This is a genomic window from Dokdonella sp. (assembly GCF_036518555.1).
GTDB lineage: Bacteria > Pseudomonadota > Gammaproteobacteria > Xanthomonadales > Rhodanobacteraceae > Dokdonella_A.
Map to the genome: position 1 here is coordinate 1 of NZ_DATDMY010000037.1, position 15,411 is coordinate 15,411.

General features: G+C 71.8%; 13 protein-coding genes, 3 tRNA genes and 1 other RNA gene. 12 read left to right on the plus strand and 5 right to left on the minus strand.

What is annotated here, in order from left to right; genetic code table 11:
• A partial coding sequence (locus tag VI238_RS02370) for an aspartate kinase (protein ID WP_331648048.1) occupies positions 1-1,426 on the minus strand: 1,426 nt, incomplete at its 3' end.
• A gap of 587 nt (positions 1,427-2,013) precedes the next feature.
• Positions 2,014-3,096: a ribonuclease D gene (locus tag VI238_RS02375; protein WP_331648050.1), complete on the minus strand. Its 1,083-nt coding sequence runs from the start codon at positions 3,094-3,096 to the stop codon at positions 2,014-2,016.
• An 86-nt stretch (positions 3,097-3,182) separates the two neighbouring features.
• Here VI238_RS02375 and VI238_RS02380 point away from each other — a divergent pair, with 86 nt between their 5' ends.
• Positions 3,183-5,111, plus strand: coding sequence for an SUMF1/EgtB/PvdO family nonheme iron enzyme (locus VI238_RS02380; RefSeq protein WP_331648052.1), 1,929 nt, complete (start codon positions 3,183-3,185; stop codon positions 5,109-5,111).
• A gap of 251 nt (positions 5,112-5,362) precedes the next feature.
• Positions 5,363-7,918: a serine/threonine-protein kinase gene (locus VI238_RS02385; protein WP_331648055.1), complete on the plus strand. Its 2,556-nt coding sequence runs from the start codon at positions 5,363-5,365 to the stop codon at positions 7,916-7,918.
• A 113-nt stretch (positions 7,919-8,031) separates the two neighbouring features.
• Here the strand turns inward: VI238_RS02385 and VI238_RS02390 are convergent, their stop codons facing one another.
• The 3 genes from VI238_RS02390 to VI238_RS02400 form a co-directional block, all read right to left on the minus strand.
• The gene (locus VI238_RS02390) at positions 8,032-8,424 is read right to left on the minus strand and encodes a DUF6165 family protein (RefSeq protein ID WP_331648058.1); all 393 of its coding nucleotides are present in this window, start codon (positions 8,422-8,424) and stop codon (positions 8,032-8,034) included.
• A 78-nt stretch (positions 8,425-8,502) separates the two neighbouring features.
• Positions 8,503-8,593, minus strand: a tRNA-Ser gene (locus VI238_RS02395).
• 154 nt (positions 8,594-8,747) lie between these two features.
• Positions 8,748-9,827: a glycosyltransferase family 9 protein gene (locus VI238_RS02400; protein ID WP_331648060.1), complete on the minus strand. Its 1,080-nt coding sequence runs from the start codon at positions 9,825-9,827 to the stop codon at positions 8,748-8,750.
• A gap of 70 nt (positions 9,828-9,897) precedes the next feature.
• On the opposite strand from VI238_RS02400, the gene VI238_RS02405 reads away from it, so the two are divergent.
• From VI238_RS02405 to dnaX, 10 genes are all read left to right on the plus strand, one after another.
• A complete protein-coding gene (locus VI238_RS02405) occupies positions 9,898-10,644 on the plus strand; it encodes a 3-deoxy-D-manno-octulosonic acid kinase (RefSeq protein ID WP_331648062.1) in 747 nt (248 codons plus the stop codon).
• Complete coding sequence (locus tag VI238_RS02410) at positions 10,641-11,402, plus strand: MBL fold metallo-hydrolase (RefSeq protein ID WP_331648063.1); 762 nt, start codon at positions 10,641-10,643, stop codon at positions 11,400-11,402. The genes VI238_RS02405 and VI238_RS02410 overlap by 4 nt, the downstream gene beginning before the upstream one ends.
• Positions 11,402-12,445, plus strand: a complete 1,044-nt coding sequence (gene moaA, locus VI238_RS02415) for a GTP 3',8-cyclase MoaA (protein WP_331648065.1) — start codon at positions 11,402-11,404, stop codon at positions 12,443-12,445. Before VI238_RS02410 ends, moaA begins: the two co-directional genes overlap by 1 nt.
• Complete coding sequence (gene moaC, locus VI238_RS02420; protein ID WP_331648067.1) at positions 12,446-12,931, plus strand: cyclic pyranopterin monophosphate synthase MoaC; 486 nt, start codon at positions 12,446-12,448, stop codon at positions 12,929-12,931.
• Positions 12,928-13,167, plus strand: coding sequence for a MoaD/ThiS family protein (locus VI238_RS02425; protein WP_331648069.1), 240 nt, complete (start codon positions 12,928-12,930; stop codon positions 13,165-13,167). Before moaC ends, VI238_RS02425 begins: the two co-directional genes overlap by 4 nt.
• Before the next feature lie 11 nt (positions 13,168-13,178).
• Positions 13,179-13,622: a molybdenum cofactor biosynthesis protein MoaE gene (locus VI238_RS02430; protein ID WP_331648071.1), complete on the plus strand. Its 444-nt coding sequence runs from the start codon at positions 13,179-13,181 to the stop codon at positions 13,620-13,622.
• Positions 13,623-13,730: 108 nt separating this feature from the next.
• Positions 13,731-13,900 (plus strand) — tRNA-Ser (locus VI238_RS02435).
• Between the two features lie 10 nt (positions 13,901-13,910).
• Positions 13,911-14,002 (plus strand) — tRNA-Ser (locus VI238_RS02440).
• Between the two features lie 53 nt (positions 14,003-14,055).
• Positions 14,056-14,152: signal recognition particle sRNA small type (ffs, locus tag VI238_RS02445), an RNA gene on the plus strand.
• A gap of 179 nt (positions 14,153-14,331) precedes the next feature.
• On the plus strand, positions 14,332-15,411 hold a 1,080-nt coding region (dnaX, locus tag VI238_RS02450), incomplete at its 3' end, for a DNA polymerase III subunit gamma/tau (RefSeq protein WP_331648076.1).

The window sequence follows — 15,411 nt, forward strand, 5'->3', positions numbered from 1 at the left end:
ACGCCGCGTGCGCGGCGCGCAGTGCGCGCGCGGTGTCGGCGGCGGCGACCGCGACCGAGATGTTCCGCTCCGACGCACCCTGCGCGATCGCGCGGATGTTGATGCCGCAGCGCGCGAGCGCGCCGAACAGGCGCGCGGCGACACCCGGCTGCCCGGTCATGCCGTCGCCGACCGCGGCGAGGACGCTGATGCCTGCGGCGACGCCGACGCTCGCGATCTCGCCGCGCGCGAGTTCGGCGACGAACGCGCGCCGCAACGCGGCGTCCGCGCGCGCGGCGTCGGCCTCGCGCACGACGCAGCAGATCGAATGCTCCGAGGAGCCCTGGGAGATCATCACGACTGACACGCTCGCCGCATGCAGCGCGCCGAACGCGCGTTCCGCGGTGCCGGGCACGCCGATCATGCCGGCGCCTTCGAGCGTGAGCACGGCGAGCTCGCGCACCGCGCTGAGGCCCTTCACGGGCGAGCGCGCGTCGCCGCGGACGCCCCTTCCGATCGTCGTGCCCGCATGGCCGGGGCGGAACGTATTGCGGATGCGCACCGGCAGGCCGCGCGCGATGACCGGCGTCAGCGTCTGTGGATGGATCACCTTGGCGCCGAAGTAGGCGAGCTCGCACGCCTCGTCGTAGCTGAGTGCGGCGAGCGGTATCGCATCGGGGACGAGACGCGGGTCGGCCGACAGCACGCCGTCGGTGTCGCCCCAGAGCGTGAGTTCGCTCGCGCCCGCGAGCGCCGCGAAGATCGCGGCCGAGTAATCGCTGCCGTTGCGGCCGAGCACCGTCGCGCGGCCTTCGCGCGTGCGCGCGACGAAGCCGGTCACGACCAGCCACGGTCGCGCGTGCTGCGCGCGCCAGTCGGCGAAGCGCGCGCCGCTCGCGTCCCAGTCGACGATCGCGCCCAGCTCGCCGTGGCCGACGACGAGGACGTCGCGCGCATCGAGGCAGGCGCACGCGCGCCCGTCGTGCGCGAGCAGGTCGGCGAGCAGGCGCGCCGACCAGACCTCGCCGAGGCCCTGGATCGCCTCGGCCGCCTCGTGGTTCGGCGTGCCGAGCACGGCGAGCGCGGCGAGCAGGTTCGCGAGCTCGCCGAACGCGTCGCCGAGCCAGGCGAGCGTCGCGCCGGCGTCGGCGCCGAGCAGGTCGCGCGCCGTCGCGAGATGGCGCTCGCGCAAGGTCGCGTACCCTGCCTTCCAGCCGTCGCCGCCGCGCACGGCGGCGTCGACGAGTGCGATCAACGCGTCGGTCGTGCCGCGCATCGCGGACACCACGACGAGCTGCCGCGGGCCGGGTTGTGCGGCAAGGATCGCGGCGACGCGGCGAAAGCAGCCGGCGTCGGCGAGGCTCGACCCGCCGAACTTGTGCGCGGCGTACGGCGCGGCGCCGGCATCGGCCGAGGCGGTGGGAACGGCGGGAGCGTTGCGGGACATCGTGAGCCTCCGGTCGGAGGCCCCGCTGCGAGGGCGTCGGGCGGATCGCGTCGGCCCGGTTCCCTTGCGAGGGACGGGGCCGTTGCGTTGATGGATCAGTCGCGCGCGGGCACCCGTACCACGAACGTCGTCGACGTCGTGGAGGTGGTCGTGACCGTCGCAATCGTGCGGATCGCGGCGATCGCCGTCGTGCACGCGCCCGCGCCGCGCGTGGAAACCGCGCGGTCCGTCGGGGCTTGGAGGCGACGTGCGTTCATGGGGCCGAGTCTGCCGGGAGGAACCGGGGGGCTGTCAAGCGGCGTTTCGCACCGATGGCGACGTCGATGACCGCGCTGGACCCGTAGCACTTCGTCGGGAGACGCCCACGCACGCACCGGCCATGAAGGGGAGGGGCCAGCCACGCAAGCGGCGAGCGTTCCGTGGTGCGTCGCGCTGGCGCTCTCGAGGAAGCGGCTTCAGCCGCGAGGCTTCGCGAGCGGCGGCCGCGCAGGCGGCAGCGGCCGCGTAGGCCGGGTCGAGCCGCGCAAGCGGCGAGTCCCGCCGCCCATTCGTGGCGCTTCGGCGGCACGCGCTTTGCGCGTACCGCCCTACGGGAGGCGGTCCATGAGGGCATCGTGCAGCACGTCGCGGCGCCAGCCTTCGAGCGCGGCGGGCCAGCGACGCGTCGCGAGCAGGGATTCGAGGTGGCGGCGCGCGCAGAGCAGGCCGTCGGGGAGGTCCAGTTCGGCGGCTCGCGCGACGACTGCCTCCTTCATCGCCGCGATCACCTGCTTGTCGCGCGCGTCGGGTGCACGCGGGATCGGCATGAACTCGCGCTCTTCCGGCGCGAGCGGCGCGCGCAGCACGTCGAGCAGGTCCGCGCGCTGCGCGCTGCGCAACGCGCGCAGGCCCTTGGTGCGCTCGGCGAGCTCGTTCGCATCGCGCGGCACGCGTGCGACGAGGTCGAGCGCGTGGGCGTCGTCGACCAGCCACGAGCGCGGCCGGTCGATCGCGCGCGCGGTCGTCTCGCGCCAGCGCAGCACGCGACGCAGCAGGGCCTGCGCGTCGCGCGGCCAGTCGGCCGCGCCGCGCAGGCCGAGTTGCGGTTCGGGATCGGGCTCGCGGTTGCGCGCGCGTTCGAGCAGGCGGTCGCATTCCTGCTCGAACCAGTCGAGGTACCCACGCGTGACGAGGCGGCCGGTCAACTGCGCATGCAGCTCCGGCAGGTGCGCGACATCCTGTTCGGCGTAGTCGAGCTGCTGCGGGCTGAGCGGACGTCGCAGCCAGTCCGAACGCGTCTCGGCCTTCGGCAGCTCGACCCCGGTGGCTTCGCGCACGAGCCGCTGGTAGCCGAGGCCGGCGCCGAGGCCGGCGAACGCGGCGGCGATCTGCGTGTCGAACAGGCGCGCGATCGTGCAGTTCCAGGTCGCGAGCGCTTCGAGGTCCTCGCCGGCGCTGTGCATGACGATCGTCCGGGCGGGGTCGGCGAGCACGCGCGCGAGCGGTGCCGGATCGACCGCCGCCGCGGTCGGGTCGACCAGCGCGACGTGCGCGCCCACCTGCACCTGCACGAGCGCGAGCCGTGGCAGGAACGTGTCGGTGCGCATGAATTCGGTGTCGAGGCCGACCTGCGCGGGCGCGTCGGTGAGCAGGCGATGCAGTGCGTCGGCGTGTTCGATCCATTCGGCCAAGCGTGGAACTCCTGTCTGTACCGGAGATGATGCGGCCGCCGCGCGGGCTTCACCGCGCGGCTGCGAGCGTCGATAATCGAACCACGATGCCCGGTACCGAAGTCGCACGCAAGCAGCACACCCTCGGCGGAGCCGCCGGCATCGCGCTGCTCGCGTTCGCTCTCCTCTACCGTTTCTTCCCCGGCGTGCTGCACGTCCAGCCGCCCTCGCAGGAACAGCTCGCCGCGAGCCAGCCGGGCCTGCACGTTCCGTCGGGTACGTGGTCGGCCGTGCGCCCCGCATCGACCACGGTGCCGGCGCCGACCGGGACGGGCGAGCCGGACGTCGGCACCTCGTTCGCGGACGCGGTGCGCATGGGCCCGCCGGTCGCGACGACGAAGGAAGTGACCGCCTTGCTCAAGCGCGCGCGCAGCGCGGAGGAGAAGGGGGCACTGTTCGAGCCGAAGAACGCGAACGCGGTCGCGCTCTATCGCGAGGTGCTCGTCGCCGCGCCGAACAACGTCGATGCGGAAGCGGCGCTCGAGCGCATCGGCGGCGCCTTGCGCGACTGGGCGCTCGCCGCGGTCGAACGCGGCGACGAGCCGGCCGCGCAGCGCTACCTAGCGGCGTTCGTCGACCTGCCGCACACGGACGACGAACTGGCTGCGCTGCGCGCGCGCGTGAAGACCCTGCACCAGATCGTGCCGCTGCTCGCCGACGCCGCGGAACAGGTGAAGGCGGGCAAGCTGACCGGCGACGATCGCGACAATGCGCTCGCGACGTACCGTGAGGTGATGAAGCTCGATCCGGGCAACCGTCTCGCCGACGCGGGGCTCGCGACGATCGAGCGCGCGTTCCTCGATCGCGCGCTCGCCCAGGCCGCGCAGGACGACTTCACGGGCGCCGATGCGACGCTCGCGACCGCGTCGGCGATTCGCCCGGGTTCGCAGGCGCTGCTCGAGACGCGCTCGCGCGTCGACGGCATCCGTCGCCAGCGCGCGGAGACCGTGCTCGCGCAGGCGCGCTCGGCGCTCGACTCGGGCAACGCGGATCTCGCCGACCAGCTCGCCCGGCGCGCGCTGGGGATCAGCCCCGATCTCGCCGGCATCGACGAGTTCAACCTGCGGCTGCGCAATGCGCGCCTGTACGCGAGCCTCGCGCCGGGCGAAGTCATCCGCGACCGCTTCCTCGACGTCGCCGGCACCGCGCCAGCGCTCGTGGTGGTGCCCACCGGCCAGTTCGTGATGGGTTCGCCGGCCGACGAGGCGGGCCACCAGGACGACGAGGAACCGCAGCGGCGCGTGCGCATCGCGGTCGGCTTCGCGCTCGGCCAGGGCGAGGTCACGGTCGGCCAGTTCCGCGAGTTCGTCGCCGCGACGAAGTACGTCAGCGACGCCGAGAAGCTCGGCTCGGCCACCGTCTACGAGGAAAGCTCCGGGCGCATCGCCGACCGTCGCGGCATGAGCTGGCGCAACGACTACCGCGGCGAGCGCGCAGGCGACAACTTGCCGGTCATCAACGTGTCCTGGAACGATGCCAACGCCTACCTCGAATGGCTGTCGGCGCGTACGGGCAAGCACTATCGCCTGCCGACCGAGGCCGAGTTCGAGTATGCAGCCCGCGCGGGTTCGACGATGCGCTACAGCTGGGGCGACGGCGATCCGGATCGCGTGGTCGGCAACTTCACGGGCGAAGGCGATCGCTCGCCGAGCAGGCGCAGCTGGACGAGCGCGTTCCCGCACTACAGCGACGGCTACTGGGGGCCGGCACCGGTGCGCAGCTTCGCCGCCAACCGCTATGGCCTGTTCGACATGGAGGGCAATGTGTCGGAATGGGTCGAGGACTGCTGGCACGACAACTACACGCGCGCCCCGCGCGACAGCTCGGCGTGGGTGAATCCGGGCTGCGAGCGGCGCGTCGTGCGCGGCGGTTCGTGGGGCAGCGATCCCGACCAGGTGCGTTCGGCGTTCCGCATCGCCGCGCGCACCGACACTCGCAGCGCGCGCGTGGGTTTCCGCGTCGCGCGGGATTTGTAGGGCAGGGCGGCACGCGAGCCCAACGTCGTTCCCGCATGAACCGGCGAGCGCGCGGCACGCCCGCCGCGCACCGCCCGGCGCGACGTCGACTCGGCGGGCCGCGCATGCGTAACGATTCCGCGGATCGCTCGTTCGCCGACGGCGCGCCGGCGCCGCGCCGGAATGCGATGATGGAGCCGCCGACCGACAGGATGCCGCGTGCCGCACCATCCCGACCCCGACCACGAACAGCGCGTCCGGCGCGCCCCCGCATGAGCGAGCCCGTACCGCCGCCGCTGTTCGACGCGGAGCGGTGGCGCGCCCTGCGCGCCTTCGTCGATCGACTCGACGCGATGCCCGCCGAAGAGCGCGACGAAGCCCTGGTCCGGCTCGCCGCGAGCGAACCTGCGCTTGCGGCGTCCGCCCGTGAACTCGTCTCCTCCGAGCAGCGCGCGCGCACGGACGCGATCGACGCGTCGCTGCAGCGGCTGCTGCCGGCGTTCGAGGCGGACCCGCCGCCGGATCGTCGCTTCGGTCCGTTCCGCCTCGTGCGGCGTATCGGCAGCGGCGGCATGGGCGTGGTCTACCTCGCCGAACGCCGCGGCGCCGACTTCGTGCAGCACGTCGCGCTCAAGCTGCTCGACGGCGATGCCGCACGGGTGGCCGGGCTCGCCGCGCGCGAGCGCCGGGTACTCGCCGCGCTCGCGCATCCGAACATCACCGGGTTCGTCGACGCCGGCATCGACGGCGCGCGCGCCTGGCTCGCGATGGAGTACGTCGACGGCGAGCCGCTGCTCGACTACTGCGAGCGCCATGCGCTCGACATCGCCGCACGCGTACTGCTGTTCGACCAGGTCTGCGCCGCGGTCGCGCACGCGCACGCGCAGCTCGTCGTGCATCGCGACCTCAAGCCGTCGAACGTACTCGTCGGTGCCGATGGCGTGGTCAAGCTGCTCGACTTCGGCATTGCGCTCGTGCTCGATGCCGACAGCGAGCATGCGCCGGCGACGCGCGTGTTCACGCCCGAGTACGCCGCGCCCGAGCAGCTGCGCGGCGATCGGGCCAGCACGGCGACCGACGTCCACGCACTCGGCCTGCTGCTGTTCGAACTCGTCAGCGGCCAGCGCCTGCCGACGCTGGAAGGCCGCTCCGACGCCGACTGGACCACCACCGAACTCGCGCGCCGCGCCGCGACCACGGCGTCGCGCACGCACGCCGCCACGGCCGAGCCGCGCAGCGCACCGCGCCTGTTGCGCGGCGATCTCGGTCGCGTCATCGCCCATGCGATCGCGCACGAGCCGGCGCGGCGCTACGCATCGGTCGCGCTGTTGCGTGAGGACCTGCAACGGTGGCGCGACGACCGGCCCCTGACGATCGCACGGCCGGGACTCGTCTACACGGCGACGCGCTTCGCGCGCCGCCATCGCGCCGCCGTAGCGGTCGCCGCGATCGCGCTCGCGGCGCTGCTCGCCGTCGCTGCGGTCGCGGTGTGGCAGGCGCAGCGCGCGACGCGCATGGCCGCACGCGCCGGGCACGCACAGGCGTTCCTCACCGCGCTGTTCACCGACGCCAATCCGTACCAGCCGCAACGCGGCGGCAAGACGCCGGTCGAACTGCTGCGCAACGCGGCCCAGCGAATCGACAGCGAGTTCGCCGACGCGCCCGACGTGCAGGCGGACCTGCGCGCGACGATCGCGAACGTGCTCACGCGCGTCGGCGAACCGAAGCTCGCGCGCGAGCTGCTCGCGCGCAGCGTCGCGCAATTGCGCGTCTTGCACGGCGACGACGCGCCGCAGGTCGGGGTCGCGCTCGGCAACCTCGCCCTCGCCGCGAGCGAGAGCGGCGATACCGATGCCGCACGCGCGGCGTACCAGCAGGCCTACGCGATCCTGCGCGATGCCGGCCCGTCCTACGGCAGGGAGCGCATCGAGGCGCTCACCGGGCTCGCCAAGATGGCCAACCTGGCCGGCGACCGGATCGAGGCGCAGCGCATGCACGAAGCCGCACTCGCCGAGCGCACCGCCGCCGAAGGACCGGAAAGCCCGGACATCGCGATGGACCTCATGAACCTCGCCAGCGATGCGCTCTACCAAGAGCGGTTCGCGCAGGCGGAAGAACTCGCCACGCGCGCGCATGCGATGCTCGAGCGCACGCTCGGCAGCGGCCATGCGCGCGCGATCTACGTCGACAACGTACTCGGCCTCGCGCAACTGTATACGGGCCACCTCGACGCCGCCGTGGCGACACTCGCCGGGACCGTCGCGCAGGCGCGCGCGACGCTGCAACCCGGCGCGGCGATGATCGCGATACCGCTGTCCGCGCTCGGCACGGCCGAGTACTACGCGGGCGACGACGCCGCCGCGATCGAGCACCTGCGCGAAGCGCGTTCGATCATGGACGCATCCAGGGTGCCGCGGCGCGGGCGCACCAAGCTCATGCTCGGCCTCGCCGAATGGCGCGCCGGCGACGCAGCGGCGCTGCAGACGCTCGCCGACAGCCGCGCCGACCTCGCCCATTCCGCCGACGACCTCGCGTTCCTCGCCTGGGCCGACGCGGCATACGGCGCCGTGCTCGGCGCGCGCGGCGGGCGCGAGGAGGGAGAGAAGCTCGCGCGAGCGGCACGCGCGCGGCTGGCGGCCGGCAGCGAGGCGGGCAGCGTGCGCATGGCTGAAGTGGATCGCCTGCTGGCCGACCTCGTCGACCGCAGCGCTCCGGGCGAGGCGCGCTCACTCCGCGACGAAGCGCTCGCGACCTACCGGCGCGTGTACGGCGAGGCGCACCCACGCACGCGTGCGTTCGCGGCCGAGTTGGCCGGCGCCATGCACTAGGCCGAGGGCAGCCACTGCCGGTGTGCCCGGCGCGCGCGAACATCGGGCTGGATCGAATCCGACGACCCGAGAACGCCGGGAGGCCTGCGTCGCCGCTCGAAGCGGCGGCCGCGTCAGCGATAATCCTGGTACGACTTTTCCTCGACGAGGGTCGAGCCGAGCTTTTCGTTGATCTCGCGCTTGACCGCGGCGCGCTCGTCGTTGCGGAAGTAGACCGCGCGCGCGAGCTCGATGAACCCGGCGTCGAACGACTTCGCCTTTTCCTTGAGGCGGATGCGGTCCTCGATGTCCCATAGCGCCTGGTTCACCGCGCGCAGGCGCGCGCGTTCGTCGGCAATGTCGGTCTTCGATGCCGGGTGCGCGGCCCACGTCGCGCCGAGCAGGTCGAGCTCGGTGCGCACGTTGGCGAGTTTCGCCGGATCGCGGATCTGCTCGGCCTTGATCTCGAGGATCGTGATCTTGTCGATCAGCTCGCCGAAGGAGACCGGGGTGGAAATCGTGCTCATGGCTCGCTCGCTGTCGCGGGGCGCCGACATGGCCGGCGCCGGAAACGAAGAAGGGGCCGAGCGGCCCCTTCATCGAACTGGCGGAGAGGGTGGGATTCGAACCCACGTTACGGCATAACCGTAAACCGGATTTCGAATCCGGCGCATTCGACCACTCTGCCACCTCTCCACGAAACCTGCCGGCGATGCGAGGGTCGAATCCTCGCCGGCGCATTGCTCGCATCATCCTGATGCTCACCCCACGCTCAGGGCGCATGCCGTCGCGCAGGGCGCCTCGGAATGGGCCGCGGATGATACGTGGGTCGGCCTGCCAATACAACCGATCAGGCGCGCTCGGCCGGGGCGCGGCGTTGCGCGTCGAATGCCACGAGCCGCTCGATCGCGTCGTCGACCTCGATGAGGTCCATCACGCCCGGGAACTCGAGCTTGGTGCCCCACGCCAACGCGTCGGCCGGCTTGCGGCGGAACTTGCGCGCGGCCGCGTCGTAACGGTCGACGCACCAGCGCCGGTCGGAGTAGGGGCCCGAACGCTCGGGATTGCTCGCCGCGTGCAGGCCGAGCACGCGCGTGCCGACCGCGTTCGCCATGTGCATCGGCCCGGAGTCGGGGCACAGCACCAGCGTCGCGCGCTGCAACAGCGCGAGCAGCTGCTTGAGCGTGTCCTTGCCGACGAGGTCGAGCGGCCGCATGCGCGCATGGGCGAGGATCGCGTCGGCGAATTCGCGTTCGAACGCGCTCGGGCCGCCGCACAGGGCGACGCGCCAGCCGAGCGCGAGCGCGGCATGATCCATGACGGCCGCGTAACGCTCGGGCCGCCAGTTGCGCAGGCGGTGGCTCGACACGGGGCTCACGACCAGGGTCGGCGTGTCGCCCGGCAAGTGGCGTTCGGCGAACGCATGGGCCTCGGCGGGAATCGGGATGTCCCAACGCACCTGGGTCTGGTGCAGGCCGAGCGGCTCGAGGAAGCTCGCCATCGCGTCGAGTACGTGCTGGCCCCGGCGTGCGGCAATGCGGCAATTCACGAACAGGCCGTGCAGGTCCTTCGAGCGGGCGCGGTCGTAGCCGATGCGCAGCGGCGCCTTGACGCTCAGGCTGAGCAGGTTAGAGCGTAGCGCGACCTGCATGTGCAGGAGCGCGTCGAAGCGGCGGCCAGCGAGCTGCTCGCGCACGGCGCGGTGGCCGGCACGACCCGCGTGCTTGTCGAAAACGATGAACTCGACCCCGGGCAGGTCGCCGACGAGCTTGTGCTCGAGCTTGCCGATGAGCCAGGTGAGGCGCGTGTCCGGCCCGTGCGCCTGCAACGTGCGCACCATCGGCACGACGTGGGTGACGTCGCCGATCGCGGACGTGCGCAGGAGGCAGAGGGAAGCGGGCTCGGTGCCGGCCGTTGCAACTTGTTCCATGCGGTGCTTGCTACCATCTGCAGACGATGCGCGCCGGGTCGGGCGCAAGAGGTGGAAACTTGGCAGACGCATGATCGAGGCGCAAGTTCAATCGACGGCCGACGGCGCGATCGTCTACGACGCGGCGCTCGGCGCGACGCCGACCGCGGACTGGTTCGACGCCGCCCGCTGGGGCGCGCTCGGCCGGGCGGCGGGCGGGCGCGGTGCCGTATGCTTCGTCGAGACGCCGGTCGGCGCGTGCGCCTTGCGTCACTACCGGCGCGGCGGTCTCGCGGCGCGCGTCAGCGCCGATCGCTATCTGTGGACCGGTGCCGAGCGCACGCGCGCGTTCCGCGAATTCCGCTTGCTCGCGCGCCTCGCGAACCAGCAGCTGCCGGTGGCGCCGCCGGTGGCCGCCTGCTTCCGCCGCCACGGCCTCACCTACCGGGCGGACCTGCTCACGCGGCGCATCGACGGCACCGAGACGCTCGCCGCGCGCCTCGCGCAGGGCCGCCTCGACGCGTCGCTCGCGCAGCGCGTGGGTCGCACGATCGCGCGTTTCCATGCCGCCGGCGCGTGGCATGCGGACCTCAACGCGCACAACATCCTCGTCGGTGCCGACGACGCGATCAGCGTGATCGACTTCGACCGCGGCCGCGTCCGTGCGCCGCGCCTCGCGTGGCAGCAGGGCAATATCGCGCGCCTGCTGCGTTCGCTGCTCAAGCTCGGCGCGCGTCGGTTCGACGGGTTCGAAGCGCGTTTCTGGCATCCGCTGCTCGCCGCGTATCACGATGCGATGGCACAGCGCGCGCTCGCTGCGCCGGGGGCGACGTCATGAACCTCGCGCTGCGCTTCCTCGGCGTCGGCAGCGCGCAGGCGCCGGAACTCGGATCGGCCTGCGCGGTGCTCGAGCGCGACGGCGAGCCGCTCCTCATGATCGACTGCGGTGCGGAAGCGCTGTCGGCCTATCTCGACCGCTACGGTGCCCCGCCGCGGGCGCTCTATGTGACCCACACGCACATGGACCACGTCGCCGGGCTCGAGCGGCTGTTCTACCGCACGTTCTTCGACGATGCGCTGCGCGGCCACTTGCGCGTGTACGCGCACGCAGCGCTGGTGCCGTTGCTGCAGGCGCGCGTGGCGGACTATCCGGAAGTGCTCGCCGAGGGCGGCGCCAATTTCTGGGACAGTTTCCGGCTCGTGCCGTGTTCGCGCGGTTTCTGGTGCGACGGCCTCTGGTTCGACGTGTTCGCAACGCGGCACCACGCGCCCAACACGTCGTTCGGCCTCGCGCTCGCGGGCAGCTTCGTCTGGACCGGCGACACGCGCCCGGTGCCCGAGATGCTCGCCGTGCACGCGGCGAACGGCGAACTGGTCGCGCACGACTGCGCGTTGCACGGCAATCCTTCGCACACGGGCCTCGACGATCTCGAGCGCGAGTACCCGCCCGAGCTCCGGCGGCGCTTCATGCTCTATCACTACGCGAGCGAGGCGGACGCGGTCGCGATGGAACGGCACGGCCTGCGTGCGGCGCGCCGTGGTGACCTCGTCGCGCTCGCGCCGCCGCTGTCGCGCGCGCTGCCGGGGGCAGCCTGATGGGTGCGCCGATCCCGGTGCGCGTGGACGCCACATCGCCGGCCGACCGGCGCGGGCGCCGCCTGCACGACCTGCGCATCTCGGTGATCGATCGCTGCAACTTCCGCTGCCCGTACTGCATGCCGGAAGACCAGTACCCGCGCGACCACGAATTCCTCGGCAAGGCCGAGCGACTGCGCTTCGAGGAGATCGAGCGGCTTGCACGCGTGTTCGCCGGTCTCGGCGTGCGCAAGCTGCGCCTGACCGGCGGCGAACCGCTGCTGCGGCGCGAGCTGCCCGTGCTCGTGCGCGCGCTCGCGCACGTCCCTGGCATCGACGATGTCGCGCTCACGACCAACGGCAGCCTGCTCGCCGCGCGCGTCGAAGCGCTGCGCGAAGCGGGACTGGGCCGCATCACGATCAGCCTCGACACGCTCGACCCGGCCACGTTCCGCGCGATGTCGGGCGGTCGCGGCGAGGTCGCCGACGTGCTCGGCGCGATCGCCGCGGCCGAACGCGCGGGATTCGCGCGGCTCAAGATCAACTGCGTCGTCATGCGCGGCACCAACGACGGCCAGGTGCTCGACCTGCTCGAGCATTTCCGCGGCAGCGGCCACATCGTCCGTCTGATCGAATACATGGACGTCGGCACCTGCAACGACTGGCGCCGCGACCTCGTCGTGCCGAGTGCGGAACTGCGCGCGCGCATCGACGCGCGCTGGCCGCTGGTCGAACTGGAACCCAACTATGGCGGCGAAGTCGCGCGACGCTGGGCGTTCGCCGACGGCGGCGGCGAGATCGGCTTCATCAGCTCGGTGAGCGAGCCGTTCTGCGGCGACTGCTCGCGCGCGCGCCTGTCGGCGGACGGCCGCCTCTACACCTGCCTGTTCGCGGCCACGGGCTGCGACCTGCGCACGCCGCTGCGATCGGGGGCGGACGAGGCTACGCTCGCCGGCCTCGTCGGCGCGGTGTGGAACGCGCGCGAAGACCGTTACAGCGAGGCACGCAGCGAAGCGACGCTCGCGCAGCGGGAGCGCGTCGAGATGTATTCGATCGGAGGCTGAATGGCGAAGCTCACGCACGTCGACGCGCAGGGCCGGCCGCGCATGGTCGACGTCGGCACGAAGGCGGTCACGCGCCGTGAGGCGAGCGCGCAGGCGCGCGTGCGCTTCCCGCCCGCGGTCGCGCGCGCGTTGCGTGCGCAGGGCATGCAGTCGGCCAAGGGACCGGTCATCGACACCGCGATCATCGCGGGCACGATGGCAGTGAAACGCACGCACGAGCTCATCCCGTTCTGTCACCCGTTGCCGGTCGAGCATTGCCGCATCGACATCGCGTTCGACGGCGAGGACGACCTGCTCGTGCGCTGCACGGTCGCGCTCCATCACAAGACCGGCGTGGAGATGGAGGCGCTGACCGGTGCCAGCGTCGCCGCGCTCACCGTCTACGACATGTGCAAGGCGCTGTCGCACGAGATCGTCATCGGCGAGGTACGCCTGGTCGAGAAGCGCGGCGGCAAGCGCGACGTGCGCGCGGGGCGCACGCGATGAACGTCAAGCTGCTGTATTTCGCGAGCCTCGCCGACCGCGCGGGGCGTACCGAGGAGACCCGCGACAGTGCGGCGCGCACGCCGCGCGAACTGTACGTCGAGGTCGCCGCCGCGCATGGCTTCGCGTTCGCCGCCGAACGCCTGCGCGTCGCCGTCAACGGCGCGTTCGTCGGCTGGGACCATGCACTCGCAGCGGGCGACGAGGTCGTGTTCGTGCCGCCGGTGAGCGGGGGTTGAGAAGCTCGCGCATGACGACCCGACGTTTCCGCCTCAGCGACGACCGCATCGACGTCGCCACCGAGCGTCCGGCGCTCGACCATGCCGCCGCCGGCGCATACGCGGCCTTCGAGGGCTGGGTGCGCGACCACAACGATGGCCGCAGCGTCCGGCAGCTCGACTACCAGGCCTATCCGGCGCTCGCCCTCGCCGAAGGCGAAGCGATCCTCGCCGAAGCGCTCGCGCGCTTCCGCGTGCGCGAGGCACGCTGCGTGCATCGCGTCGGACGCCTCGCCGTCGGCGACCTCGCGGTCTGGGTCGGCGTCAGCGCGGACCATCGAGGCGAGGCGTTCGACGCATGCCGTTGGATCATCGACGAAGTGAAGCGCCGCGTGCCGATCTGGAAGAACGAGCACTACGTCGACGGCGAATCGGGCTGGCTCCATCCGGACAACCGGCCGGTCGAGGGCGCCTGACGCACGGCGCTCGCGTCGACGCGCCTTGTAAGCGCATGTACCTGCTAGTATCCTGCGCGACCCGCCGGGCGGGCACGCATGCGGTGGCGGCTTCGCCGCGTTCGTTACGGGTAAGTGTCCGGGTGGTTGAAGGAGCACGCCTGGAAAGTGTGTAAACGGGTCAAACCGTTTCGCGGGTTCGACCAATTCGTCGGGAACGAATTGGGACAGCCGCAGGCTGGCCCCGAGCGCAGCGAGGGGTGAGGCGCAGGAGGCGCCGAACAATCCCGCCCCTGCCAGCAAGTTTACGGAGAGGTGTCCGAGTGGTTGAAGGAGCACGCCTGGAAAGTGTGTAAACGGGTCAAACCGTTTCGCGGGTTCGAATCCCGCCCTCTCCGCCAGATTTTTCCGATCGCTCGCACGAGCGATCCCGGTTCAAGGTTCATGGTGGCTCCGTCGGTTCTCCCGCGACGATAACCAGCAAACCCGGTCAGGCCCGGAAGGGAGCAGCCGTAGTTGGTGATTCGGGTGCCGGGATGCGGCTGGCGGAGCCGCCACCCTCGTGTCTGGATGTCCGAGCTCGTCCATCCTGGACGGTCCGGACTCGCCGTGTCCGGTGCTGCTCCTTTCGCGGCTACGCAGGACCCTCCGATCGTCCACCACGCCCGCAGCGCGCGCGGTCCGCTAACATCGGCGTTGCTACAATCGCGAACCCAGCAGCGGATCTCCGATGTCCTACCAAGCCCTCGCGCGCAAATGGCGCCCGCGCCGCTTTTCCGAGCTCGTCGGACAGGAGCACGTGGTGCGCGCGCTCACCCATGCGCTCGACAGCGGGCGCCTGCATCATGCGTTCCTGTTCACCGGCACGCGCGGCGTGGGCAAGACGACGATCGCGCGCATCTTCGCCAAGTCGCTCAACTGCGAGAAGGGGCCGACTTCCAACCCGTGCGGCGAATGCGCGGCGTGCGCCGAGATCGACGCGGGGCGCTTCGTCGACCTGCTCGAGATCGACGCGGCCAGCAACACCGGCGTCGACAACGTGCGCGATCTCATCGAGAACGCGATGTATGCGCCGACGCGCGGGCGCTACAAGGTGTACCTCATCGACGAAGTGCACATGTTGTCCAAGCCGGCGTTCAACGCGTTGCTGAAGATCCTCGAGGAGCCGCCGCAGCACGTGAAGTTCCTGCTCGCGACGACCGATCCGCAGAAGTTGCTGGTCACCGTCCTGTCGCGCTGCATCAAGTTCAACCTCAAGCGCCTTTCGCCGGAGCAGATCGGCGGACAGATGCGCCACATCCTCGGCGCCGAACGGATCGCCTTCGACGACGAAGGCATCGACGTGCTCGCGCGCGCGGCGGACGGTTCGCTGCGCGACGGCCTCTCGCTACTCGACCAGGCGATCGCGCACGGCGGCGGCACGCTCAACGCGCACGAGGTACACGCAATGCTCGGGACGGTCGAGCGCGCGAAGGTGCGCGTGCTGCTCGAGATCCTTGCCGCCGGAGACGGGGCCGCGCTGCTCGGGGAGATCGAGCGCATCGCGGATTTTTCCCCCGATTTCGCCCAGGTGCTCGACGAACTCGCCGGGTTGCTGCACCGGGTGCAGCTGCGGCAGCTCGTGCCCGACGCCGGAGAGGACGAGGACGAACCCGGCGGGCTCGCCTCGCGCCTGTCCGCGCAGGACGTGCAGCTCTGGTACCAGATGGCCGTGACCGGCCGCCGCGACCTGCCGCTCGCCCCGACACCGCGCGTCGGTTTCGAAATGGCGTTGCTGCGCATGCTCGCGTTCGTGCCTGCGGGTGCGGCG

Excerpts from the sequence above, each read along its gene's own strand:
- VI238_RS02380 (WP_331648052.1), top strand. The coding sequence starts at position 3,183 with ATGCCCGGTACCGAAGTCGCACGCAAGCAGCACACCCTCGGCGGAGCC.
- VI238_RS02385 (WP_331648055.1), top strand. The coding sequence starts at position 5,363 with ATGAGCGAGCCCGTACCGCCGCCGCTGTTCGACGCGGAGCGGTGGCGC.
- VI238_RS02390 (WP_331648058.1), bottom strand. The coding sequence starts at position 8,424 with ATGAGCACGATTTCCACCCCGGTCTCCTTCGGCGAGCTGATCGACAAG.
- VI238_RS02400 (WP_331648060.1), bottom strand. The coding sequence starts at position 9,827 with ATGGAACAAGTTGCAACGGCCGGCACCGAGCCCGCTTCCCTCTGCCTC.
- VI238_RS02405 (WP_331648062.1), top strand. The coding sequence starts at position 9,898 with ATGATCGAGGCGCAAGTTCAATCGACGGCCGACGGCGCGATCGTCTAC.
- VI238_RS02410 (WP_331648063.1), top strand. The coding sequence starts at position 10,641 with ATGAACCTCGCGCTGCGCTTCCTCGGCGTCGGCAGCGCGCAGGCGCCG.
- moaA (WP_331648065.1), top strand. The coding sequence starts at position 11,402 with ATGGGTGCGCCGATCCCGGTGCGCGTGGACGCCACATCGCCGGCCGAC.
- moaC (WP_331648067.1), top strand. The coding sequence starts at position 12,446 with ATGGCGAAGCTCACGCACGTCGACGCGCAGGGCCGGCCGCGCATGGTC.
- VI238_RS02425 (WP_331648069.1), top strand. The coding sequence starts at position 12,928 with ATGAACGTCAAGCTGCTGTATTTCGCGAGCCTCGCCGACCGCGCGGGG.
- VI238_RS02430 (WP_331648071.1), top strand. The coding sequence starts at position 13,179 with ATGACGACCCGACGTTTCCGCCTCAGCGACGACCGCATCGACGTCGCC.